Raw genomic sequence first — 24305 nt, 5'->3', positions numbered from 1 at the left:
TCCGCTCTTCTCCTACATTGGTGACACCTCTCCGGCGTACCGGTACGCCGGAGAGGCCACCTACCAAGTCCCCCGCCTGCGCGAGGAGTTGGAAACCGGTCAGGAGTGGTGACACCACTCCGCTCGGCTCACCCCCGCCGTCGCGGGGAAGTTCAGGGAGCCTACCTCTCACCCCTTTTCGCGCTCCATCCTGGAGGCTCCGTGCCTGCTGACGACTTTTACGATCTGCTGCAACGCCCGGCAGTGCCGGTGCGGTGGGCCCCCGAGACAGCGGCCGATGACCGGCCGCCTGCGGTCGGATTGCGTGAACTGCTGCTGCGCGCCCACGAGATCACGTCGATCGCGGTGGTCTTGCCGCCGGCGCTGTCGGGCCTCTACCGGATCCTCTACGCGCTGACCGCCCGGGTCACCGGGCTGGATGAACCGGAGGGGTGGGACGAGCGGCGCCACGACGTGCTGGAGGAGGGGCACTTCTCCGCCCAGGCCATCGACACCTACCTGGAGCGGTATGCGGGCCGGTTCCGCCTCTACGACCCGCAGCATCCGTTCTTGCAGGATCCCCGGCTGGCGGTGGAGTGCGACAAGGCGGCCGGAGTGAACAAGCTCGTTGCGACCAGGCCCTCCGGGTCGAACCATTCCTGGTTCCAGCATGCCCTCGACGCCTGCCCGGATCGGTTGACGTCGGCGGACGCGGTGCTGCATCTGCTGGTGTGGCGCTACTACGGTCCCTCCGGCCGGTGCTCGGCCCGCACCGTCGGAGCGAGGAAGGAGGCCAACTCCACCGCCGGCCCGCTGCGCAGCGCACTGTCCTACCACCCGCTGGGACGCACCCTGTTCGAGACGCTGCTGGCCGGTGTCACCGAACCCGATGCCTACACCCGCCCCGAGAGGGACCTGTGCCCCTGGGAGCGGGAGGAGCTGCCCGATCCGCTCACCCTCGAAGGCGTCGTCACCGGACCGTTGTCCGGTCTGACGGCCCGCTCCCAGCACGCGCTGCTGCTGGTTGCGGACGACAGTGGTGACTACGTCCGCGACGCCTACATCACCTGGGCGTTCCGGGACCGTCTTCCCCGGCACGACGACTTCCTGATCTGGCAGACCAGCCAGGCCGGCAACACCTACGCCCGCTACGCCGACAGCCGGCGGGCACTGTGGCGGGACCTGGACGCGCTGCTGCTGGAGGAACCGTCCGGGCAGGAGATCCGACGGCCACGTGTCTTTCGCACCGCGGCCGACATTCGTCCGGAGGGCCTGCGGGTGCAGGCGCTGGGGATCGAGCAGGAAGGGCAGGCCAAGGACACCCAGATGGTGTCGGCATCCACACCGCCGGTCCTGGCCCTGGCCCAGGAAGTAGACCCGCAGGCCGCCCGCATGGTCGGAGCGCTGCGGGTGAGCGGGGAGAGCGCGGGACGCAACCTGGACCGGGCCAGCAAGACGGCCTGGGCGAAGTTCACCAACGCCCGCAAGGCGGAGGACTGCGGCTGGTCCCGGGATGCGGCGGTGCGCTACTGGCCTGCGGCCGAGGCCGAGTTCTGGCAGCGCCTGGCCGAGCACCGCTTCGAGGGAGCAGCCCGCTCCTTCCGGAAAATTGCCGAATCCGTCTACGACGACGTGACCCAGAGCGCGGCCGGCACCCTGCGCGGGGCGAAAGCACGCGAGGCGGCTCGCATCGAACTCTACGGAGGCCGTCCCAAGAAGCCGGCGAAGGGCCGGCCGCGTACGCCTTTCAGCGCAGGCGCTCTCAGAACGGAGACACCATGACCCACTCCAGCGCGACCACCACCTCGCCAAGCCCCCCGGCCCGCCCCGGATCGGTCCCGTCACCGTGGATGGTGCAGGCACGGGGGTTCACCGCCCGCATCGAAGGGATCTGCGCGAGTGACCCCGGCGCGCGGGCCGCCCTGCGCAGCGGCGTCGGTAAACCCCTGGACGAGGCACGCCGCATGCACCGCATCGTGGTCCCCCTGCTCCCGCCCTCCGCACGCGACGACGACACCCAGCGCGCCTTCTACACCGTGGCCTCCCTGATCGCAGCGCAGAAGTCCGACGTCCTGCGCGCCCGCACCACCCCGCCCGCCGGCTCCGTCGCGGACGGCGAAGAGCCGGGCGGAGCGCAGAAGCAGCAGTCCTCGTACGGTGTTTCGCTGGGGGAGACGTTCGCGGCGGCCGTCGCCGCGGCGGACGGTCTGCGCGAGAACACGGCCGAGACCCGCCTGAATCTCCTCACCCGCCAGAGCACGGCCGGCCTGCACCGCCACCTGCCCTCCTCCGTGCGGCAGTTGTGCGACAAGAAACGCCCCCCGGACTGGGCCCAGCTCCTGGTCCACCTGCGCTCCTGGCCCAACGACCGCAAAACGGTCGGCCGCCGCTGGCTGCAGGACTTCTACCGCGTCCGGAACCAGGCCGTACTCGACGACGCCCGCAAGGCCGCCGACGACACTCAGCCCCCCAACCAGACCTGACCCGGCCCGAACCAGCCCACAGCGCCTCCTCTTTCGAAGGAACCCTTGTGACCCAGCAGCCCGCGATCCCGGTGCCCGGACGCTTCATCTGCATGCACGTCCTGCAGAGCGTTCCGTATTCCAACCTCAACCGTGACGACACCAACTCCGTCAAAACCGTCCAGTACGGCGACAGGGAACGCACCCGCGTCAGCAGCCAGTGCTGGAAGCGGGCCGTGCGCCGCTACTTCCAGAAAGCGGTAGGACAGCGGGCCCTGCGCACCCGCCGGATCGGCGTGGCCGTCGAACGGACCCTGCGCGAGGACCGGGGATGGCCCCACGACCTTGCCACCCGTGCAGGCCAGCACATCGCCGCGGGAAGCAGCATCAAGGCCGACCCGCCCTCCAACGAGGACCCGGCCTGGAGCACCAACGCCATGGTCTACGTCCCCGACACCGCCATCGGCGAACTCGCCGACCTCGCCCAAGAACACCGCGAACAGCTCGAAGCCGCCAAGGACATGAAGAAGGGCGTCACGAGCGTCCTGCCCACCGCAGCCATCGACCAGATCCTGCGCTCCCGCAACGGCGTCATCAACCTCTTCGGCCGCATGCTCGCCGAAATCGACGACGCCGGCGTCGACGGCGCCGTCCAGGTCGCCCACGCCATGACCACCCACGCCACCGACGTCGAGATCGACTACTTCGCGGCCGTCGACGACATCACCGACGCCTGGAGAGACACCACCGGCAGCGCCCACATGGGCAGCACCGAGTTCAGCGCCGGCGTCTTCTACCGGTACGCGACCATCGACCTCGACGACCTCCAGCGCAACCTCGGCGGCGACCTGGCCGCCGCACGCGAACTGGCGACCGCCTTCGTCGAAGCCTTCATCCTGTCCCTGCCCGAAGCCAAGAAGACCGCCACCGCCCCCCACACCATCCCCGACCTGGTCCACCTCACCGTGCGCAGCGACCGGCCCCTGTCCTACGCCGCCGCGTTCGAACAGCCCGTCAGCGCCGACCGCAACGGCGGATTCGCCGCCCCCTCCCGCCAGGCACTGGACACCTACGCCACCGCCGCCGGCCAACTGCTCGGCGAACGCGGCCTGCTCAGCGCCGGCTGGGCCAGCCTGGAGACCAAAGACCTCACCGGACTCGGCCGGCGCGCCGACTCCTACGCCGACCTCATCGACACCGCCGTCACCACCGCACTGGCAGAAAGCAACCAGGCATGACCCGCCCCCACCACGACCCGCGACCCGCCCCGGCCGGACTTCTGCTGCACCTGGCCGGACCACTGCAGTCCTGGGGCACCCACAGCGCCTTCAACGAACGCGACACCGCACGCTTCCCCACCCGCTCCGGCATCATCGGCCTGCTCGCCGCCGCCCTCGGCCGCCGCCGCGGCCAGAGCATCGACGACCTGACCCGCCTGTCCCTGACCACCCGTACCGACCGCCCCGGCGTACTCCTGCGCGACCTGCACACCGTCGGCGGGGGACTGCCCGCCAAAGCAACGGTCACCACCGCCGAAGGCAAGAAACGCCCCTCGGCCCAGGCCACCTTGCTCTCCCACCGCACCTACCTCGCCGACGCCGCCTTCACCGCCGCACTGTGCAGCACCGACACCGCATTGCTCCGCGAATGCGCCGAAGCGCTCACCCACCCCGTCTGGCCCCCCTACCTTGGCCGCCGCTCCTGCCCGCCCCAAGGCCCCCTCTTCCTCGGCCTGCTGAACGACCCTCTCAACCACCTCGTCAACCTGCCCCTGGCCCGCCCCGCACACCACCCACCACCTCAACCGGACGGGCAACAGACGGCAGGGGAGAGCGTCGACTTCCACAGCGATACCCCCCTCGACACCCTGCCCCTGCCCCCCGCCGGGCCGGTCCCGGAACACACCGACGGCAGCAGACCCGTCGCAGAGATCAACGACGACCCGCTCGACCTGTCCCCACGCCACCGCACCTACCGGGCCCGCCCCCTGTACCGGCGCACCCTCACCCTCCCCGGCACCCAGTGCGCCGGCTTCGGCACCAACTACCTCACCACCCTGCACACCTACCTCCACCCGCACACCCATCAACCCCAAGGAGACGCGGCATGACGCTGTGGCTCACCCGTATCCAACCCGACCCGCGCCACCGCGACGCCCGCCGCGACCTGGCCAGCGCCGTAGGCATGCACCACCGGCTCATGATGCTCTTCCCCGACGGACTGGGCCCCACCGCACGCCAGAGCCTGGGTGTCCTGTTCCGCATCGAAGACGCCGCGAGCCACAGCCGCGCCCCCCACATCCTCCTGCAAAGCCGGCACCGCCCGAACCTGGAACGACTGCCCCAGGACTACGGCACCACCACCGCCAAAGACATCACCCCCCTCCTGACCCTCCTCGCCGCCGATCGCACCGTCCGCTACCGCATCGACGCCAACCCCGTACGCAAACCAGGCCACACCACCCGAGCCGCCACCGGAGCCAAAGCCGTGATCCCCCTCGCCGGCGCCGACGCCGACGCCTGGTGGACACGCCAAGCCGAAGAACACTCCGGCCTCAAACTCACCAGCCTCCACAGCACTCCGCTGACCGCCGCACAAGGCCAACGCCACCAGGACAAACGCCACATCAAACACGCCCGCACCCGCTTCGAAGGCACAGCCCTCGTCACCGACCCCGACACCCTGCGCCAACGCCTCCTGGAGGGAATCGGCCGCGGCAAGTCCTACGGCTGCGGCCTCCTCAGCCTCGCCCCCCTCACCGATCGCACCCCATGACCACCACCCCCTCAGCCCGCCGCAAACTCGCCGCACCCACCGTCGCCATGCTCCCGCGCATCGGCGACTCCCTCTCCTTCCTCTACCTCGACATCGTCCGCATCCACCAGGACGACACCGGCGTCTGCGCCCAGATCGTCACCGAGGAACGCGGCACCGAACTCGTCTACCTCCCCACCGCCGCCCTCAGTTGCGTACTCCTGGGCCCCGGCACCAGCATCACCGCCCCCGCCCTGGCCACTCTCGCCCGCCACGGCACCACCGTCGTCATCACCGGTTCCGGTGGAGTACGCACCTACGCCGCCATGACCCCCAAATCCCTCAGCACCACCTGGCTCGAACACCAAGTCCGCGCCTGGGCCGACGACACCACCCGCCTCACCGTCGCCACCCGCATGTACGAACACCGCTTCGGGCACGGCACTGCCCCCACCGCCACCACCTTCGACCAACTACGCGGACTCGAAGGCCAACGCATCAAAGCCTTCTACAAACTCCTCGCCCAACAACACCGCATCGGCCGCTTCAAACGCGCCTACGACCCACAAACCTGGGACAGCCAAGACCCCGTCAACCTCGCCCTGTCCTCCGCCAACACCTGCCTCTACGGCATCGTCCACGCAGCCATCCTCGCCATGGGCTGCTCACCCGCACTCGGCTTCGTCCACAACGGAAACCAACAGGCATTCATCTACGACATCGCCGACCTCTACAAAGCCGAACTCACCATCCCTCTCGCCTTCTCCCTCCACGCCAACCCCCAACCAGAAGCCGAAGCCCGCCGCCAATTCCGCGACGGCTTACGCCTCTTCAAACTCATGCCCCGCATCGTCAGCGACGTACAACGCCTCCTCCAACCCGACAGCGACATCACCGAACCCGACCCGGAAGAACAACTCGTCGACCTCTGGGACCCCGTCTCCGGCACCCTCCCCGGCGGCGTCAACTACGCGGCCGACACCGAATGACCCACCAACAGAACGACACCTCATGGCCTCCATGATCACCCTCACCATGTCCGCCGTCCCCGACCACCTCCGAGGAGCCCTGACCCGGTGGCTCCTCGAAGTCACACCTCAGATGTACGTCGGCACCGTCTCCGCCAAAGTCCGCGACCAACTCTGGTCCGCAGTCAACGGATGCGTAGGCGAAGGAGTCGCCGTCATGGTCTACCCAGCCCAGAACGAACAAGGCTTCCAACTACGCACCGCCGGCCAGCACCGCCGCCAGCCCATCGACTTCGACGGACTGACCCTGATCAGTTTCGGGCCCACCGACGTCACAGCGGTAGGTAATGAACTGGCAAACCCGTTCTAACGCCGCAGGTCGCGAAGGGTCCTCCCCGCGCAGGTGGGGGTGAACCGGACGGGGTGGACCGGATGCGGACCGAGACCCTGTCCTCCCCGCGCAGGTGGGGGTGAACCGTGACGGCCGTCACGCCGGGTCTGCGCCTCAGGGTCCTCCCCGCGCAGGTGGGGGTGAACCGTCGTCGACGAGGTTTTCGATGAGCGGGGTGAAGTCCTCCCCGCGCAGGTGGGGGTGAACCGGCCAGATGGTCACCTGGATCCCCGGCATGGACGTCCTCCCCGCGCAGGTGGGGGTGAACCGGGCAGAATGTTCCATTTGACGCTGCCGGACGCGTCCTCCCCGCGCAGGTGGGGGTGAACCGACGGCACCCGGCATCATCGTGGTGGCCGGGCTGTCCTCCCCGCGCAGGTGGGGGTGAACCGGCTGCGACGACCGCGGAGGCAGGGGTGGTCGCGTCCTCCCCGCGCAGGTGGGGGTGAACCGTGGACGGCCACCTCGATGGGCTCCACCTCGGTGTCCTCCCCGCGCAGGTGGGGGTGAACCGTGGACGGCCACCTCGATGGGCTCCACCTCGGTGTCCTCCCCGCGCAGGTGGGGGTGAACCGGCGCGGGGCATCGTCACGTCCGGGCGGGTTACGTCCTCCCCGCGCAGGTGGGGGTGAACCACCGACCGGGCTCAAGGGCACGCCGTCGCGGACGTCCTCCCCGCGCAGGTGGGGGTGAACCGTAGTCGGGCTCGTGCTCGGGCCGGTCCATGCCGGTCCTCCCCGCGCAGGTGGGTGTGAACCGGCCGCGTATGAGTACGAGCGGGCATCCCGGGCGTCCTCCCCGCGCAGGTGGGGGTGAACCGCTGGAGGGAAGAAGAACAGGGCGGTCCGGGCCGTCCTCCCCGCGCAGGTGGGGGTGAACCGGCGCGCTCCACGAGCAGCAGGAGGTCGGCCCGGTCCTCCCCGCGCAGGTGGGGGTGAACGGCGGCCTCTGCGTCTCCGGCCTGACGTGCAGCGGTTGTCCGCCGTCGCCCACAGATCGCTCCCGTCGTCGTCCTGCCACCGGGACAGCGGTTCCGGGGAAGGGCGGTCGAAGACCTCGCCGAAGTACCTCGCCTCGACGCCGGCCGCGTGTTTGACCAGGCCGAGGAGGTTGCTCCCTGTCACTGTCAAAGGTCGGCGGGCGTCGTACTCGGACAGGCCGTCGAGCTTCCAGAGCAGCGCCTTGCGGTCCCGCCGCAGTCTCTCGTGCAGGTTGTTCTTTGCGAATTCATCGATCATGCGGCTTGAGCCTGCCATGGGCTACTCGCGGCCTCACGATCCAGTGCGTGGACCGCAACGACCGGAAGGGCCGAAGTCGGGCCATGGTCAGTGCCGCTCTGGAACAGTCGTACGGCTTCAGACCGTCGGCCCGGTCTGGAGCGGCACCGAGGACCGCTCGGACCTGCTCGCCTCCTGCTACCGCGAATCCCTGCGCGTCGCGGCCGAAAAGGGCGCCAGGACCGTGGCCTTCCCGGCCGTCTCCACCGGCATCTACGGCTGGCCCATCGCGGACGGCGCCCGCATCGCCGTCAGCACGGTCAAGGAGGCGGCCACCCTCCCCGTGGAAGAGGTCAGATTTGTCCTCTTCGACGACCAGGCGTACGAGGCGTTCGCCGCGCAGGTCGGCTGATACGTATACACGGCTGAAGCACGCACCGCGTCACAGGCCGAAGGCGCCGCCTTCGACGAGGATGAGCAGGCCGATGGCGATGAGGACCAGGGGAAGCAGGATGTGGCCCCAGCGGGCGAGCGCCTCGGCGATGACGGAGCGGGTCGCGAAGAACCGTCCCGCGAAGCACCACACCGCTACCAGGACGAGAAAGACCACCGCGTAGACGGTCATGCCGCCGACGCCGGCGGTGGCGAAGACGGGTACGTAGACACCGATGTTGTCGCCGCCGTTGGCGAAGGTGACCGCGGCGACCTGCAGCGGGCCGGGACCGCCCTCTTTCGCCTGGTCCGCCCCTTCTTCCGCCCCGCCGTCGCGATGGTCCTGCCACGCCTGCCAGCCGGCCTTGAGACCGAGCGCGAGGGGCAGCAGACCGAGGTAGGGGATTGCCGACTCCGGCAGGAAGGTCGCGCCGAAGGCGGCGGCCACGGCGACCGCGAGGATCGCGGCGAAGCCCAGGTACTGGCCGAGGAAGACGCGCCGGCCGGAGCCCGCCCGACCCGCCCCCTGGGCGAAGAACAGCGCCAGGATCACGATGTCGTCGATGTTGGTGACGGCGAACAGCCCGGCGGCCTGCCCGATGATGCCCAGGTCCACGAGCAGGTGCCCTCTCCCTCGGTACGAGTGACCCGCGGAACGCTACCGGGAGCGCGGCCCCCGCCCCACCTCGCCTGCCCCAACTCACCAGCAGCATGGGATCAGGCTTGGAGAGCGACGAGGCGATCCGGGCAGCCGCCTGCTCCAAGCGCGAACAGGAACGTCGTCATATGCTCCGGGACGGCCAACCTGACCAGCCGAGAACTGAGTTGGGGGCTCGTCGTGGGCTGTGGGCGTCCGGATCCGATGACTGCGCTGGTCGATCGGTGCGTGGTCGTCTAGCGTTGGGGGCGAGGGGATCGGCCGGTACGCCGGTGGAGCGCCGGGTGCGCCCGGCGGACCGGCGGCGGGACGTACGGTCCCACCGGAAACGGTGAACGGCCTTAGAGGCACACGGGAGCCACGGGCCCCGTCGCACCAGCCCCCGGACATCAGGCTCTTTGCGCCGTCTCCATCAGTGCGGTGCCGTGGTTCTGCCGCGGCACCCGAGGAGCGGTCATGAAGGCAGCGGTATACGAAGAAGCGCGCACGGTCACGGTGAAGGACGTACCGGATGCGAAGATCGAGCACCCCTGCGACATCATCGTCAAGATCACCGCCACCAATATCTGCGGTTCCGACCTGCACATGTACGAAGGGCGTACGTCCTTCGAGTCCGGTCGCACGCTGGGACACGAGAACATGGGCCAGGTCGTCGAGGTCGGCCCGGCCGTCCGCAAGGTCCAGGTCGGCCAGTACGTGGTCCTGCCCTTCAACATCGCCTGCGGTTTCTGCAAGCAGTGCGAGCGGGGTCTGACGAACTACTGCCTGACGATGCAGCCGGAACCGGCCCTCGCCGGAGCCGCCTACGGATTCGCCGACATGGGCCCCTACCAGGGCGGCCAGGCGGAACTGCTGCGCGTGCCCTACGGGGACTTCAACGCGCTGCGTCTGGGCGAGGACGCCGTCGAGCGGCAGAGCGACTACGTGATGCTCGCCGACATCTTCCCCACCGGCTATCACGCCACCGAGATGGCCCACGTCAAACCGGGCGACCAGACCATCGTGTTCGGGGCCGGTCCGGTCGGGCTGATGGCGGCGTACTCCGCCTTGCTCAAGGGCGCCGGCCGCGTCTGGGTGGCCGATCACCAGCCCGACCGGCTGCGCAAGGCGGAGGAGATCGGGGCCATCCCGATCAACACCGCCGAGCAGGATCCGGGCGAGGTCGTCAAGGAGGCGACCCTCGGTCTGGGCGCCGACAACGGCTGTGAGTGCGTCGGCTACCAGGCACACGACGCCCAGGGACACGAGGACGCCAGCCTCACGCTCAACGGACTGATCGACGCGGTCAGGTTCACGGGCGACATCGGCGTGGTGGGCGTGTTCCTGCCCCAGGACCCGGGCGGCGCCGAGGCCCAGGGGGAGCTGGAGTCGCAGGGCAAGATCCCCATCGACTTTGGCATGATGTGGTTCAAGGGCCAGCACCTGGGCACCGGGCAGGCGCCGGTGAAGCGGTACAACCGGGCGCTGCGGGATCTGATCGCCGGCGGGAAGGCGACACCGAGCTTCCTGGTGTCGCACGAACTCAGCCTGGACGAAGCGCCCATGGCGTACGAGCACTTCGACGCCCGCGACGAGGGCTGGACCAAGGTGGTCCTGCATCCGAACGGGTACAGCAACGGCCACAGGAGGTAAGCGGCCCGGGACCGCCGTCCCGCCCGCTGCCCCCGGCCGGATCCGGTCGACGGGCGGCGGAGGGGCGGCGGTCGCGACTCCGCGAAAAAGCGGACGCTGGTCCACCGGCCGTCGCGCCGTCGGTGGTTAGATCGAGGTGACGGCCCGTCAGCAAGGGCCGCAAGCGACGAACAGGGGAGCGCGCCCACCATGACGCGGCCCACCATGACGCGCAGGATCGCCCAGGCCCGGAACGGGCGTCCTCGGCACGAGCGTCGCGGAGAGGCCCGGTTGCCCGGTGTCCTCGCGACGCTCACCGCGATCGTGCTGTATCTGGCCCTGCCGCAGCGCTTGCTGATCGCGCCGCGCTATCTGCTCCCGGCGCTGGAAGTGCTGCTGCTCGTGCCGCTGATCGCGGTCAATCCCAAGCGCTTGACCCGCCAGACCCCGCTCTTCCGCACACTGTCGCTGACACTCGTCCTGGTGATCGCCGGCAGCAACCTGTTCGCGCTGGGACTGCTCATCCGCGAGCTGGTGTACGCGGGGGTGAACGACGGCCGTTCGCTGCTGGTGGCCGCGTTGCAGGTCTGGATCACCAACATCGTCGTCTTCGGCCTGGGCTACTGGGAACTGGACCGGGGCGGTCCCGTCCTCCGTACGCAGCTACCACGCGGCGAACTGCCGCTGGCGGACTTCCGCTTCGCCCAGGACGAGAACGCCGACGCGGTTCAGGAAGTCGCGGACGGCTCCAGTGCCGTCTCGGACTGGATGCCCACCTTGGTCGACTACCTGTACGTCTCCGTCACGAACTCGGCCGCCTTCAGCCCGACCGACACCATGCCGCTGTCGACCCGCGCCAAAGCCATGATGAGCGTCCAGAGCATCGCCGCCCTGCTGACCTCACTGCTCGTCATCGCCCGCGCCGTCAGCGTCCTTCGTTAGACCACTGCCCCGGCCTGCCCCCGCCTGCCCCGGCCTGCCCCGCCCGTGGCGCCTGCGGGGCCCGTCCGGCCCGGGACTCAGCGGGGTGTGTCGAGGTGGGGTGTGTCGAGGCGGGGTGTGTCGGGGTGGGGTGTGTCGAGCACGTCCCGGATGCGGGTGGCGATGTGCAGATTGAGGCGCGTCTCGACGTCGCAGAGGTCGTGGCCGGTGATCTCCCGGATGCGCTGGAGGCGGTAGCGGACGGTGCTGCGGTGGATGAGGAGCGTCTTGGCGGTCGCGTCGTAGCTGCCGCCGCTCTCCAGGTAGCGCGAGACCGTCGCCACCAGCTCGGTGCGGTGCCGGGCGTCGTAGTCCAGCAGCCGGCCCAGCCAGGCGCGGACGAAGCGGTCGGCCTCCCGGTCGCCCTGGCCGGTGCCGATCATGCGGCGCAGGCCCAGCTCCTCGAAGCCGGTGCTGCCGTACGGGTCCTGGGAACGGCGGCGGACGGCGAGGGCGCGGACGGCCTCGTCGTAGGAGTGCGGCAGATCGGTGATGACGTCGCAGGGGCCGCCGACCCCGATCGCGCCTGCCCCTGTGCCGAGTTCGTCCGAGACGGCCCTGTACAGCTCGCCTTCCCGAGCACGGTGGTCCTCGCCCGGCACCAGGACGACCGTGGTCGCGCCGCGGGAGCCGACGAGTACGTCCCGGCGCAGCCGCCCGGCCGCCCGCGCCACCGCGTCGCCCAGTGCCGCCCGCTCGGCCGTCCCTGACCACTCCAGTACGGCGACCTGGTACGGCCGGTGCAGGTCATGGCCCAGGACCGCGGCCTGGCTGAAGTCCTCGCCGGTCGCCTCACCCGAGATCAGCCGGTCGACCAGGTCATGGCGCAGCCGGGTCTCCAGCACGGCCAGCCCGCGCTCGTGGGCGAAGAGGGGGGCCAGCGCCAGGGCGGCCTGTTCGAGCGCCGAGGTGTCGGTCTGCGTCGCCTGCCGGTCGGGATCGACCAGTGCGACCACGCCCAGCAGATCTCCGGCCATCGCGACGGGCATCAGGAGCCGGACCCGGTCGCGGACGGCGCCGGCCTGGTGCCGCGCGTCGTCTATCGCGGCCTCCCGGCGCCGATTCCCCACCCCCGGGCGCGACCCGCCCGCGAGTTCGCCCCGACCGGGCCCCGTCCAGGCTCGCAGGTTGCCGAAGGGGTCCTCGGTGAGGGCCGCGAATCCCGTGTGGTCGTACAGGGTCTCCAGGATCCCTGCCTCCCCCTCGCCGGAGACGGCGGCGCGCGAGAGCGCGTCGTGGACGGCGAGCCGGGAGGCCAGCGCGGAGACCACCGCGGCGAGGCCGGCGGCGGGGGAGCCGTCCACGGTCCCCTGCACGTCTGCGTCCGAGCCGGCGCGCTCTTCTCCGCGCCCGGTGAGGCGTGCCAGGGCGGTCCCGGTCTGCTGCGCGAGAAGGCCGGTCAGGGCGGTCTCCTCGGCCGAGGGCGTGGTCGCGGAGCGGACGACGAGATAGCCGAGGCAGGCGTCCCGGTGCCGCAGCGCGATGGCCCGTATCCACCGGCCGTCCCGCTGGTGCAGATTCCGGCTGCGGCCGTCGAGAGCGTCGATCCGCCGGTCGAGCCGGCCGGCCGCCACCACCTCGGCCGCGGCTGCTTCTGCCGGGGCTGCTTCCTCCGGGGCTGCTTCCTCCGGGGCTGCTTCGGCCGGTGCTTCGCCGGCCGGGTCCGGTGCCGGCTCCCGTGCCGCCGCGCTCCCCGGCCGGGCAGCGCAGGAGCCGGCCGCCCCGCGCGGCGAGCAGCGCCGCGCCAGGCCCTGGTGTACGGAATACGCCGCCTCGGCGGTGAAGGGACCGGTGGCGGTGATGGCCGCCATGGCGCTCCACAGCACTTCGCGCTCGTCGTCGCCGTCGAGCAGGACCGACACCAGCCGTAGCAGTGTGTCCCGCGCGGCCCCCGGTCGCGGAGCGGGGCGAACGGCCCCGTCGGTCGGAAACGGCACAGCGTCCATCGCGGGTCCATTCGCGGCTCGAAAGCGGCTTTCCGCCTTCCACGCTACGCCGGATGGCACAGGGTCTCACCTGCGGACCTGCCGCATCCCCGTCCCCGCGCACCGGAACGACGGCGCCGATTGGTCATGGCGGGGTGAGGAAACGCGCCGCGTACCGCGCGAGGCTGCAAGAAGTGCGGTGGGCGCCTTGGCCGTTGGCGGGCGCCTCGGCCGTACACGCGGCAGCCCGCCGGGCCGTCCCGTGTTGTTGACGGAGGAGATTCCCATGGCGAAGGCAGTAGGCATCGATCTCGGTACCACCAACTCGGTCATCGCGGCGTGGGAGGGCGGCTCACCCTCCGTCGTGCCCAATGCCGAGGGGGCCAGAACCACCCCGTCGGTGGTCGCCTTCTCCGACGACGGCGAGCGGCTGGTGGGACAGCTCGCGCGCCGCCAGTCGATTCTCAACCCCAAGGGCACCATCACCTCGGCGAAACGGTTCATCGGCCGTCGCTACGACGAGATCTCCGACGAGGCCAAGGCGGTCTCCTTCGACGTCGTCGAGGGGCCCGGCGGGGTGGCCCGCTTCGAGGTGCACGGCAAGCAGTACGCGCCCGAGGAGATCAGCGCGCAGGTGCTGCGGAAGCTGGCCGACGACGCGGGGAAGGCGCTCGGCGAAAAGGTCACCGAAGCGGTCATCACCGTACCCGCCTACTTCAACGACGCCCAGCGCCAGGCCACCAAGGACGCCGGGAAGATCGCCGGACTCGACGTGCTGCGGATCATCAACGAGCCGACCGCAGCGGCCCTGGCCTACGGTCTTGACAAGAAGGGCCACGAGACGGTCATGGTCTTCGACCTGGGCGGCGGCACCTTCGACGTCAGCCTGCTGGACGTCGGCGACGGCGTGGTGGAGGTCCGCGCCACGGCAGGCGACTCCCACCTGGGCGGAGACGACTTCGACCGCCGGCTGGTGGACCATCTCGCGGACGGCTTCCAGCAGGCCGAGGGCATCGACCTGCGCAAGGACCCGCAGGCTCTGCAGCGCCTGTTCGAGGCGGCCGAGAAGGCGAAGACCGAGCTGAGTTCGGTCAGTCAGACCCAGGTGAGCCTGCCGTTCATCACGGCGGACGCCGCCGGGCCGAAGCACCTCACCGAGACGGTCCGCCGCTCCACGTTCGAGCAGATCACCTCGGACCTGGTGGAGCGCTGCCTGGAGCCGATCAGGACGGCGATGGGCGACGCCAAGGTCACGGACAACGACATCGACGAGGTCATTCTCGTCGGCGGCTCCACCCGTATACCGGCCGTGCAGAACCTCGTCCGCCGGATGACCGGCGGCAAGGACCCGAACATGAGCGTCAACCCCGACGAGGTCGTGGCGCTGGGCGCCGCCGTCCAGGCCGGGGTGCTCAAGGGCGAGGTCAAGGACGTCCTGCTGCTGGACGTCACCCCGCTCTCCCTGGGCGTCGAGACGGCCGGCGGCGTGATGACCAAGATCATTGAGCGCAACACCACCATCCCCGCCCGCAGGTCCGAGACCTTCTCCACGGCCGAGGACAACCAGCCGGCCGTGGACATCGTGGTGCTCCAGGGCGAACGCGAACTGGCCGCCGACAACCGGGTGCTGGGCCGCTTCCGGCTGGAGAACCTGCGCCCGGCCCGGCGCGGGGAGACCCAGATCGAGGTCACCTTCGACATGGACGCCAACGGCATCCTCAAGGTCAGCGCCAAGGACCGGGACACCGGCGCCGAGCAGTCGGTGACCATCAGCGAAGGCTCCAACCTCGACCCGTCCGAGGTCGAGCGGATGATCAACGAGGCCGAGAGCAACCGGACCGCCGACCTCGCCCTGCGCGAGGCCGTCGACGCACGCAACGAGCTGGACGCCGCCGCCTACCAGGTGGAGCGCCGGCTGGACGACCTCGGCGACGCCGCACCGGAGCACGAGCGGGCGCGGGCCCAACTGCTCATCGACGAGGCGCGCACCGCCGTCAAGGAGGCGGCACCGACCGACCGGGCCCGCAGCCTGACGTCCGAACTCCAGCAGCTCCACGCGGCGCTGGCCGCCCACTCCACCGGACCCGGCGGAGCGGAAGGCGGCGGCCGGCCCGGCGCGGCGCCCGGTCAGAGCCCCGAGGGCGGATCCCCGAGCGGCGGCGACGACGTCATCGACGCCGACTTCGACAAGAGCTGAGGCGGCGCCATGTCGGATCAGGAACAGACGACGCGTCCGGCCGAGGACCGCTCGCCGCCCGAATCCGGGCAGACGGCCGTACCCCCCACGCCGCCTCCCGACGAAGCCGGGGAGCACGCACCGGAACAACGCGGCCCCGACGCGGCGGAGTTGGCGGACCGGTGGCGGCGCGCCCTCGCCGACCTCGACAACCTCCGCAAGCGCTACGCCCGGGAGCTCCCCCGGGAGCGGGAGAGCGAGCGGGCCAAGGTCGCCGCCGCGTTCCTCCCGGTCGTCGACAACCTCGAACTGGCCCTCGCCCACGCGGGCACCGGCGACCCCGACGCGATCGTCAGCGGAATCCGGGCGGTACGCGACCAAGCCGTCGAGGTGCTGCGAAGCCTCGGCTACCCCCGCTACGAGGAGACCGGCGTCCCCTTCCACCCCGAGCGGCACGAGGTGGTGTCCGTGGTGGACGAACCGGACACCGCCGCGGGCACCGTCGTCCAGGTGCTGCGGCCCGGCTACGGCGAACCCGGCCACCAACTGCGGCCCGCCGCTGTGGTGGTCAGCCGCAAGCAGGAGTGAGGCCGCCATGGCTGACGACTACTACCAGGTGCTGGGCGTCCCCCGTACCGCCGACGCCGCCGAGATCCAGCAGGCGTTCCGCACCCTGGCCCGCCGCTACCACCCGGACGTCAACCGCGATCCGGCCGCCGAGGAGCGCTTCAAGCAGATCAACGAGGCGTACAGCGTGCTGTCCGACCCCGACACCCGGTCCCGCTACGACCGCTTCGGCCCGGACTTCCGGCAGATCCCGGAGGACTACGACGAGCGCGTCGCGGCCGGCCAGGGCTTCGGCGGCGGCGCCGGCGCGTACCGAGGCAGTCCCTTCACCGGCAGCCGAGGCGCCGGCCGGACAGCCACCCGGGGCTGGACGGAGAGCGACTTCGACACCGCAGGCGTGGACTTCGAGGATCTCTTCGGAGGCATGTTCGGCGGCCGGGCCGGCCGCGCCGGGCGGGGCAGCCCGATCCCCGGCGCCGACCAGGAGGCCGAACTCACCCTCAGCGTCGAAGAGGCGTACCGAGGCGGCCGGCGGAAGATCACCCTCGGCGGGGCCGCGGGGGAGCGCACCTACGACGTCACCGTCCCGGCCGGTGTCGTGGACGGCCAGCGCATCCGGCTCGCCGGGGAGGGCGGCCGGGGCAGCGGCCCGGGTTCCGCCGGGGACCTCTACCTGGTGGTCCGTATCGCCCCGCACCCCCGCTACCGGCTCCGCGGGCGCGACATCCACGTCGATCTGCCGGTCACCGCCTGGGAGGCGGCGCTGGGCGCGACGGTGCCGGTCTCCGGTCCGGGCGGGACGGCCAAGGTGCATGTGCCGGCCGGTACGTCCACCGGTCGCCGGCTGCGGCTGCGCGGTGAGGGGATGCCCGACCCCAAGGGGTCTGCCGGGGACCTCTACGCCGAGATCAAGGTGATGGTGCCGCCCTCGCCGAGCCCGCGCGAGCGCGAGCTGTTCGAGGAACTGGCCGCCGTCTCCTCCTTCGACCCGAGGAAGCAGACATGAGAGCCGAACACCGTTCGCCCGCCGAAGGCACCGGAAGGCCCCGCGCCGGGGGTGTCTATCCCCTGGTGCGGGTCCACCGGACCAGCCCCCACCCCTATCGGCTCTCCATGGCCGAAGCGGCCGGCCGCAGCGGACTGCCGCCCGATCTCGTCAGCCGCTTCGTCGCCCTCGGGCTGGTGGACGCCGAGCGCGACGCCCGCGGCCGCCTGTGGTTCCGGGCCGGCGCACCGTCGGCCATCGCCCGGGTGCAGCGGCTGCGGGCCGGACTGTGCCTCAACTACGCGGCCGTCGGCGTCGTCCTGGACCTGCTCGGCCGCATCGATCGTCTGGAGACCGCACTGCGGCACAGCGAACGAGCCGCCGAGGAGCGTGCGACATGGACATGAACCGCCTCACCCACAAGTCCCAGGAGGCGCTGCGGGAAGCACAGAGCCTCGCGGTACGGATGGACCAGAGCGAGGTCGACGGAGAACACCTGCTGCTGGCCCTGCTCGGTCAGCAGGACGGTCTGACGGGCCGCCTGCTGGCCGACGCGGGCGCCGACCCGGCCGCCCTGCGGGCCGCCGTGGAGGCCGACCTCGCCAAGCGCCCGCGCACGACAGGACCGGGCGCCGCCCCCGGCCAGGTGATGCTGACCCGGCGGCTGGCCAGACTGCTGGACAGCGCCGAGCAGGAGGCCAAGCGGCTCAAGGACGAGTACGTCTCCACCGAGCACCTGGTGCTGGCGATGGTGGACGAGGGCCCGACCACCGCGGCCGGCCGGCGCCTCGCCGAACAGGGCGTCAGCAAGGACTCCTTCCTCGGCGCGCTCACGGCCGTGCGCGGGAATCAGCGGGTCACCTCCGCCGACCCCGAGGACGCGTACGAGGCACTGGAGAAGTACGGCCGCGACCTCGTCGCGGAGGCCCGCACCGGCCGCCTCGACCCGGTGATCGGCCGGGACGCCGAGATCCGGCGGGTCATCCAGATCCTCAGCCGCAAGTCCAAGAACAACCCTGTGCTGATCGGCGAACCCGGCGTCGGCAAGACCGCCATCGTCGAGGGACTGGCCCAGCGGATCGTCCGCGGCGACGTGCCCGAAGGGCTCCGGGACAAGACGGTGTTCTCGCTCGACATGGGCTCGCTGGTGGCCGGAGCCAAATACCGCGGCGAGTTCGAGGAGCGGCTGAAAGCCGTGCTGGCCGAGGTCAAGAGCGGCGAGGGCCGGATCCTGCTCTTCGTCGACGAACTGCACACCGTCGTCGGGGCCGGCGCCGCCGAGGGCGCCATGGACGCGGGCAACATGCTCAAGCCGATGCTGGCCCGCGGCGAGCTGCACATGATCGGCGCCACCACGCTCGACGAGTACCGCAAGCACATCGAGTCCGACGCCGCCCTGGAGCGGCGCTTCCAGACCGTGCTGGTGGAGGAGCCGACCGTCGAGGACGCCATCTCCATCCTGCGCGGCATCCGCGAACGGCTGGAGATCTTCCACGGCGTCAAGATCCAGGACGGCGCCCTGGTCGCCGCCGCCACCCTCAGCCACCGCTACATCAGCGACCGCTTCCTCCCGGACAAGGCCATCGACCTGGTCGACGAGGCATGCGCGCGGCTGCGGACCGAGATCGACTCCATGCCCGCCGAACTCGACGAACTCACCCGCCGGGCCACCCGCCTGGAGATCGAGGAGACCGCGCTCGACCAGGAGAGCGACCCGGCCAGCCGCACCCGCCTGGCGGACCTGCGGCGTGAACTGGCCGACCTGCGGGGCGACGTGGACGCCAAACACGCCCAGTGGGAGGCCGAGCGCCAGGCCATCCGCAAGGTCCAGGAACTGCGCCAGGAACTGGAAAGCACCCGGCAGGAGGCCGAGCAGGCCGAACGCGCCTACGATCTGAACCGGGCCGCCCAACTGCGCTACGGGACCATCAGCGAGCTGGAGCGCCGGCTCGCCGCCGAGGAGGAGCAACTCGCCGACAAGCAGGGCGAGACCCGGCTGCTGCGCGAGGTGGTCACCGCCGAGGAGATCGCCGAGATCGTCTCCGCGTGGACCGGCATCCCCGTCACCCGGCTCCAGGAGGGCGAGCGGCAGAAGCTGCTCAAGCTGGACGAGATCCTGCGCGAGCGGGTCGTCGGCCAGGACGAGGCCGTCCAGCTCGTCGCCGACGCCGTCATCAGGGCCCGCTCCGGAGTGCGCGACCCGCGCCGGCCGATCGGCTCGTTCATCTTCCTCGGCCCCACCGGCGTCGGGAAGACCGAGCTGGCCAAGACCCTGGCCGCCGCGCTCTTCGACAGCGAGACCAACATGATCCGCCTCGACATGAGCGAGTACCAGGAGCGGCACACCGTCAGCCGGCTGGTCGGCGCACCCCCCGGCTACGTCGGCTACGAGGAAGGCGGCCAGCTTACCGAGGCGGTGCGCCGCAAGCCGTACTCCGTCGTCCTGTTCGACGAGATCGAGAAGGCGCACGCCGACGTCTTCAACACCCTGCTCCAGGTGCTGGACGACGGCCGGATCACCGACGCCCAGGGCCGTACGGTCGACTTCCGCAACACCGTCGTCATCATGACCTCGAACCTCGGCTCCCAGTACCTGCTCCAGGACGCCACCCAGGCCGGCGAGATCAAACCCGAGGTGCGGGCGCTGGTGATGACCGAACTCAGCGGCCGGTTCCGCCCCGAGTTCCTCAACCGCGTCGACGACATCGTCCTGTTCCACCCGCTCGGCATCGCGCAGATCGAGCGCATCGTCGACCTGCTCCTCGCCGAGCTGCGCGACCGCCTCGCCGAGCAGCGCATCACGCTCGTCCTCACCGAGGAGGCCCGCCGGCTGATCGCGGGTGAGGGCTACGACCCGGTCTACGGGGCCAGGCCGCTGCGCCGCTTCATCTCGCACGAGGTCGAGACCAAGATCGGCCGGGCGCTGCTCAGCGGCGAGGCACGCGAAGGCGTGACCATCCTGGTCGACGCCGGGGACGGCGAACTGACCGTCACCCTCCAGGACGAGCCGCAGGAGCCGTCATGACCACCTCCGTGTGGACGGTCGCCTGCGCCCGCTGCGGCCGGACCAATCGCGTACCCGCCGTGGCGGAGGGCAGCCCGCGCTGCGGAAACTGCCGGGCCCCGCTGCCATGGATCGCCGAAGCGCGCGACGCCGACTTCGGGGAGGTCGCCGAGCAGGCGAGCCTGCCCGTGCTCGTCGACCTCTGGGCCACCTGGTGCGGTCCCTGCCGCATGGTGAGCCCCGCCCTCGAACAGGTCGCGAAGGACCTGGCGGGCCGGACCAAGCTCGTGAAGGTCGACATCGACACGTCACCCGCCCTGGCAAGGCGGTTCGAGGTCCAAGCCGTACCCACCCTGCTGATCCTCGACCACGGCAGGCCCGTCGCGCGCCGGACCGGCGCCGCGCCCGTGCACGCGCTGCGCCGCTGGGTGGACGAGTCGCTGTCGGCGTCCCGCGGACCAGCCGGTCCCGCCACCGGGAGGCCGTGATGACCGGTCTTTCCTCGCCTGCGTCCGGCGTGGACGACGCCTACCCGCTGCTGACGGACGATCAGATCGCGATCCTGGGATCCTGCGGACAGATACGGTCGCTCCGCGAGGGGGAACACCTCTTCCGGGCGGGTGAACCCACCGAGGAGTTCTTCGTCGTCCTCAGCGGCACGGTGGCCGTGGTCGAAGCCCGTGACGACCAGGAGCAGGTCGTCCAACGGCACGGTCCGCACAGCTTCCTCGGCGAACTCGGAGTGCTGGAGGGCCAGACCGCCTTCTACAGCGCGCTGGCGACCACACCCGGCGAGGTACTGGCGGTGGGTTCGGCCGCCCTGCGCGAACTGCTCAGCCGGGAACCCGGGCTCGGCGACATGATCCTGCGCGCCTACCTGCTGCGCCGTACGATGCTGGTCGGCGCGGGCGCGGGGTTCCGCGTCATCGGCTCCGCCCTTTCCCCCGATACACGGCGGCTGCTGGAATTCGCCGCCCGCAACCGCCTTCCGCACCGCTGGGCCGACCTTGAGAAGGACACCGAGGCCGAGGCGCTGCTGACCCGTCTCGGTGTTCCTCCGGAGGAGACCCCCGTCGTCGTCTGGCACGACCACCGGGTGCTGCGCAATCCCTCCAACGCCGAACTCGCCCGGGTCATCGGGCTGCGGACCGAGACCGTCGCGGGCGTGTGCGACCTGATGGTGGTCGGCGCGGGACCCGGAGGTCTGGCCGCCGCGGTGTACGGAGCCTCCGAGGGGCTCTCGACCGTCGTCCTGGACGCGGTGGCGACCGGCGGCCAGGCCGGTACGTCGTCCCGGATCGAGAACTACCTCGGCTTCCCCGCCGGTATCTCCGGCATGGAGCTCGCCGAACGCGCCGTCGTGCAGGCCGACCGGTTCGGTGCCCGGATCTCCGTCCCCGCCGAGGCCGCCGGCCTCGAACAGCGCGACGGGAGGACCAGCGTGGTGCGGCTCACCGACGGCGGCACGGTCGCCGCCACCAACGTGGTGGTGGCCACCGGCGCCCGCTACCGGCGGCTGACAGCCCCGGGTGTCGAGCGGTTGGAGGGAGTGGGGGTCCACTACGCCGCCACCCTCTGGGAGGCGCGGACCTGCCGCCTGGACCCGGTGGCTGTCGTCGGCGGCGGCAACTCCGCCGGCCAGGCGGCCCTGTTCCTGGCGCGCGAGTCGCCGGCGGTCCATCTGCTGGTCCGCGGTGCGGACCTGGCACACAGCATGTCCCGCTACCTGATCGACCGGATCGAGCGGCACCCCCGGATCCAGGTCCGGCTGCATACCGAGGTCCGGGAGGTCACCGGCGCCGACGGGGTCGAATCCGTGGTCGTCGAGGACAACCGCACCCGCGAACAGGAGGTGCTGGCGGACCGGGCCCTGTTCGTCTTCATCGGCGCCCGTCCCGCCACCTCCTGGCTCGCCGACGCCGTAACCCTGGACCGGCGCGGCTTCGTTCCGACCGGGCAGGACGTGGTCCGTGCGGCAGCGGACCTCTGGAAACCCCTGGCCCGCGCCCCGCTCGCCCTGGAGACCGGTCTGCCGGGGGTCTTCGCCGTCGGCGACGTCCGCAGCGGCTCGGTCAAGCGGGTGGCCTCGGCCGTCGGTGAGGGCGCCATGGCGGTCCGGCTGGCGTACGAGCACTGCGCGGAGTTGGCACCGTCCCCCGTCCGCTGACCCCAGCACCGGCCCGCCGCGAACCCGCCCGCCACGTGGAGTGCGCGGCGGTCCTGGACGGAGCATCGCCGCCGATCAGGCGGAGGCGGCGTCCAGGGACCGGAGTTCGGCGTCGGACAGCCGCAGGTCGGCCAGGGCGACGAGGGCCGGTACCTGCTCCACCACGCGTGCGGAGGCGATCGGTGCGGTGACGGTCGGCTGCTGGGCCAGCCAGGCGAGGGCGACGGTGGCCATCTGCGCGTCGTGGGCCGCCGCGACCTCTTCCAGAGCGGCGAGGACCGTGGTGCCGCGCTCGCTGTCGGCGTATCCGCCGGCCAGGCCGGGAAGGTCGCGCACGCTGTCCACCGTACGACCGGGCCGGTACTTCCCGGTCAGGAACCCGGAGGCGAGGGCGAAGTAGGGCACACAGGCCAGCCCCTCGCGCTCGGCGATGTCCCGGCGTTCGCCCTCGTAGGTGTCGCGGGAGACGAGGTTGTACTGGGGCTGGAGCACCTGGTAGCTCGCCAGCCCCTCACGCCGGGCGAACCGCAGCATGGCGTCGAGACGCGCAGGACCGACGTTGGACGCCCCGAGCGCCCGCACCTTTCCGGCGCGCACCAGCTCGTCGAGCGTCGTCACGACGTCCTCGACCGGCACCGACTCGTCGTCGAAGTGCACGTAGTACAGGTCGATGCGGTCGGTGCCGAGGCGGCGCAGCGAGTCCTCGACGGCCGCTCTGACGTTGGCGGGCCGCAGGCCCTTGCGCTCCGGATGGTCACCGACCTTCGTGGCGATCACCACGTCATCGCGGTTGCCGCGCGCGGAGAGCCACGCGCCGATGACGCGCTCCGACTCCCCGGCCCGGGTGCCGGGGAACTGGTACATGTACGCGTCCGCGGTGTCGATGAAGTTCCCGCCGGCGGCGGCGTAGGCATCGAGCACGGTGAACGACTGCTCCTGGTCGGCCGTCCAGCCGAACACGTTGCCGCCCAGACACAGCGGAGCGACGGAGAGCCCCGAACCGCCCAAGTCCTTGTGAGCGAACGTGGTCTCATCAAACATCTGTTACTCACTCTTTCGATCGACGGACTTCTACCGGTGGCCGGGGCGGCAGCTCTCAGCCCTTCGTCACCAGGCGGAGAATTTCCCGGGCGTGCTCGACGGAGCCGTCGACGGTGTCGATGTCGTACATGGAGTCGACCATGAAGTGGTCGATGCCGGTCCGCTCGTGGATTTCCTTGACGGTGTCGGCGACCTGGGCCGTGCTGGTGCCGGCGTCGATGTTGACCCGCAGTACGGTGTCGATCGCCTTGGGATCCCGGCCGTTCTCCTGGGCCATTTCGTCCAGTTGCGCGCGCTGTGCGACGAGGCCGTCGATGTCGACGTAACTGGGGACGACGACGAGCGGCAGCCAGCCGTCGCAGCGTCGGGCCACGCGGCGCAGGGCGCGCGCGGACATGGCGCCGAGGTAGAAGGGCGGCCGGGGCTTGCGCGCCGGCTTGAGCGGCGAGTGGTGCTCGGGCACGGACAGTTGCGCGCCCTCGTACTGCGCCGGGTCGGTGGTCCAGATGGCGTCGAGGGCGTCGAGCAGTTCCTCCATGCGGGCGCCGCGGCGGGTGAAGTCCGGTCCGGCTGCCTGGTATTCCTCGGGGGACCAGCCGATCCCGAAGCCGGGCAGCAGGCGTCCGCCGCTGATCAGGTCGATCGTCGTGAGCGACCTGGCGAGCTGGACGGGAGGGTAGAGCGGGGCGACCAGGACATGGGAGCCGAGCAGCACCCGGCTGGTCGCCGAGGCGGCGACACCGAGCAGGACGAAGGGGTCGGCGGCGGCGTTGAGTTCCTGCGGGATGGTGGTGCCCTGCCCGCCGTAGCCCACGACGGGCCGGACCGCTGCCAGGTTCCGGTCGCCCACCCACAGGCTGGCGCCCCCGGCCTCCTCGATCGCCGAGGCGAACGTGGCGGTGCGGGCGACGCCGTACGCCTGGTTGTTGAACTGGGGGAGGGCGAAACCTATCTTCATGACGTCCTTCGCGCTGTGTGACTGCCGGG

The 24305-nt window shown here is 71.0% G+C and carries 20 protein-coding genes, 2 pseudogenes and 1 CRISPR repeat array; of the genes and pseudogenes, 17 read left to right on the top strand and 5 right to left on the bottom strand.

Going from position 1 to position 24305, the window contains the following annotated elements; translation table 11 throughout:
* Positions 1-201: 201 nt before the first annotated feature.
* The 7 genes from casA (at position 202) to cas2e (ending at position 6533) form a co-directional block, all read left to right on the top strand.
* Positions 202-1761 (top strand): type I-E CRISPR-associated protein Cse1/CasA, encoded by a 1560-nt coding sequence (casA, locus tag ACZ63I_RS11280; RefSeq protein ID WP_469337612.1) that lies wholly within the window; start codon positions 202-204, stop codon positions 1759-1761.
* A 68-nt stretch (positions 1762-1829) separates the two neighbouring features.
* Positions 1830-2462 carry a type I-E CRISPR-associated protein Cse2/CasB gene (gene casB, locus ACZ63I_RS11275; RefSeq protein ID WP_469337610.1) on the top strand — a complete coding sequence of 211 codons (633 nt, stop codon included), beginning with the start codon at positions 1830-1832 and terminating at the stop codon, positions 2460-2462.
* A 92-nt stretch (positions 2463-2554) separates the two neighbouring features.
* A complete protein-coding gene (gene cas7e, locus ACZ63I_RS11270) occupies positions 2555-3679 on the top strand; it encodes a type I-E CRISPR-associated protein Cas7/Cse4/CasC (RefSeq protein WP_469338333.1) in 1125 nt (374 codons plus the stop codon).
* On the top strand, positions 3676-4551 hold the full coding sequence (gene cas5e / locus ACZ63I_RS11265) for a type I-E CRISPR-associated protein Cas5/CasD (RefSeq protein WP_469337608.1): 876 nt from the start codon (positions 3676-3678) through the stop codon (positions 4549-4551). The genes cas7e and cas5e overlap by 4 nt, the downstream gene beginning before the upstream one ends.
* Positions 4548-5216: a type I-E CRISPR-associated protein Cas6/Cse3/CasE gene (gene cas6e / locus ACZ63I_RS11260; protein ID WP_469337606.1), complete on the top strand. Its 669-nt coding sequence runs from the start codon at positions 4548-4550 to the stop codon at positions 5214-5216. Before cas5e ends, cas6e begins: the two co-directional genes overlap by 4 nt.
* Complete coding sequence (cas1e, locus tag ACZ63I_RS11255; RefSeq protein WP_469337604.1) at positions 5213-6184, top strand: type I-E CRISPR-associated endonuclease Cas1e; 972 nt, start codon at positions 5213-5215, stop codon at positions 6182-6184. Before cas6e ends, cas1e begins: the two co-directional genes overlap by 4 nt.
* 22 nt (positions 6185-6206) lie before the next feature.
* Positions 6207-6533 (top strand): type I-E CRISPR-associated endoribonuclease Cas2e, encoded by a 327-nt coding sequence (gene cas2e, locus ACZ63I_RS11250; RefSeq protein WP_469337602.1) that lies wholly within the window; start codon positions 6207-6209, stop codon positions 6531-6533.
* Positions 6534-6551: 18 nt separating this feature from the next.
* A CRISPR array of direct repeats spans positions 6552-7496; the repeat unit is 29 nt; unit sequence GTCCTCCCCGCGCAGGTGGGGGTGAACCG.
* Positions 7497-7543: 47 nt separating this feature from the next.
* Here the strand turns inward: cas2e and ACZ63I_RS11245 are convergent.
* Positions 7544-7792 (bottom strand): annotated as a pseudogene (locus ACZ63I_RS11245) (mycothiol transferase); the annotation flags it as partial.
* A 115-nt stretch (positions 7793-7907) separates the two neighbouring features.
* Here ACZ63I_RS11245 and ACZ63I_RS11240 point away from each other — a divergent pair.
* Positions 7908-8183: pseudogene (locus ACZ63I_RS11240) on the top strand (macro domain-containing protein); the annotation flags it as partial.
* Positions 8184-8213: 30 nt separating this feature from the next.
* On the opposite strand, the gene ACZ63I_RS11235 reads toward ACZ63I_RS11240, so the two are convergent.
* Positions 8214-8819, bottom strand: coding sequence for a cadmium resistance transporter (locus ACZ63I_RS11235; RefSeq protein ID WP_469337600.1), 606 nt, complete (start codon positions 8817-8819; stop codon positions 8214-8216).
* A gap of 498 nt (positions 8820-9317) precedes the next feature.
* On the opposite strand from ACZ63I_RS11235, the gene ACZ63I_RS11230 reads away from it, so the two are divergent.
* Both ACZ63I_RS11230 and ACZ63I_RS11225 read left to right on the top strand, forming a co-directional pair.
* On the top strand, positions 9318-10493 hold the full coding sequence (locus ACZ63I_RS11230; protein ID WP_469337598.1) for a glutathione-independent formaldehyde dehydrogenase: 1176 nt from the start codon (positions 9318-9320) through the stop codon (positions 10491-10493).
* 189 nt (positions 10494-10682) lie between these two features.
* Positions 10683-11414 (top strand): hypothetical protein, encoded by a 732-nt coding sequence (locus tag ACZ63I_RS11225; RefSeq protein WP_469337596.1) that lies wholly within the window; start codon positions 10683-10685, stop codon positions 11412-11414.
* Between the two features lie 77 nt (positions 11415-11491).
* Here the strand turns inward: ACZ63I_RS11225 and ACZ63I_RS11220 are convergent, their stop codons facing one another.
* Positions 11492-13315 (bottom strand): PucR family transcriptional regulator, encoded by a 1824-nt coding sequence (locus tag ACZ63I_RS11220; RefSeq protein ID WP_469337595.1) that lies wholly within the window; start codon positions 13313-13315, stop codon positions 11492-11494.
* Positions 13316-13664: 349 nt separating this feature from the next.
* Between ACZ63I_RS11220 and dnaK the strand changes: the two genes are divergently transcribed.
* From dnaK to ACZ63I_RS11185, 7 genes are read left to right on the top strand one after another with little or no spacing between them, the layout of a single operon-like run.
* Positions 13665-15575, top strand: a complete 1911-nt coding sequence (dnaK, locus tag ACZ63I_RS11215) for a molecular chaperone DnaK (RefSeq protein ID WP_469337593.1) — start codon at positions 13665-13667, stop codon at positions 15573-15575.
* 9 nt (positions 15576-15584) lie between these two features.
* The gene (locus ACZ63I_RS11210; RefSeq protein WP_469337591.1) at positions 15585-16142 is read left to right on the top strand and encodes a nucleotide exchange factor GrpE; all 558 of its coding nucleotides are present in this window, start codon (positions 15585-15587) and stop codon (positions 16140-16142) included.
* A 7-nt stretch (positions 16143-16149) separates the two neighbouring features.
* Entirely contained in the window at positions 16150-17127 is a 978-nt protein-coding gene (locus tag ACZ63I_RS11205; protein WP_469337589.1) for a DnaJ C-terminal domain-containing protein, read from the top strand.
* Positions 17124-17513: a chaperone modulator CbpM gene (locus tag ACZ63I_RS11200; protein WP_469337587.1), complete on the top strand. Its 390-nt coding sequence runs from the start codon at positions 17124-17126 to the stop codon at positions 17511-17513. Before ACZ63I_RS11205 ends, ACZ63I_RS11200 begins: the two co-directional genes overlap by 4 nt.
* On the top strand, positions 17504-20131 hold the full coding sequence (gene clpB, locus ACZ63I_RS11195; RefSeq protein WP_469337585.1) for an ATP-dependent chaperone ClpB: 2628 nt from the start codon (positions 17504-17506) through the stop codon (positions 20129-20131). Before ACZ63I_RS11200 ends, clpB begins: the two co-directional genes overlap by 10 nt.
* Complete coding sequence (trxA, locus tag ACZ63I_RS11190) at positions 20128-20598, top strand: thioredoxin (RefSeq protein ID WP_469337583.1); 471 nt, start codon at positions 20128-20130, stop codon at positions 20596-20598. Before clpB ends, trxA begins: the two co-directional genes overlap by 4 nt.
* The gene (locus ACZ63I_RS11185; protein ID WP_469337581.1) at positions 20598-22277 is read left to right on the top strand and encodes an FAD-dependent oxidoreductase; all 1680 of its coding nucleotides are present in this window, start codon (positions 20598-20600) and stop codon (positions 22275-22277) included. Before trxA ends, ACZ63I_RS11185 begins: the two co-directional genes overlap by 1 nt.
* A gap of 75 nt (positions 22278-22352) precedes the next feature.
* Here the strand turns inward: ACZ63I_RS11185 and ACZ63I_RS11180 are convergent, their stop codons facing one another.
* Together ACZ63I_RS11180 and ACZ63I_RS11175 are read right to left on the bottom strand one after the other, a co-directional pair.
* Positions 22353-23318 carry an aldo/keto reductase gene (locus tag ACZ63I_RS11180; RefSeq protein ID WP_469337580.1) on the bottom strand — a complete coding sequence of 322 codons (966 nt, stop codon included), beginning with the start codon at positions 23316-23318 and terminating at the stop codon, positions 22353-22355.
* A 55-nt stretch (positions 23319-23373) separates the two neighbouring features.
* On the bottom strand, positions 23374-24276 hold the full coding sequence (locus ACZ63I_RS11175; protein WP_469337579.1) for a TIGR03619 family F420-dependent LLM class oxidoreductase: 903 nt from the start codon (positions 24274-24276) through the stop codon (positions 23374-23376).
* Positions 24277-24305: the final 29 nt, after the last annotated feature.

Source organism: Streptomyces sp. NPDC087906, from assembly GCF_055584925.1.
This window is presented reverse-complemented; position numbering and strand designations above follow the sequence as displayed.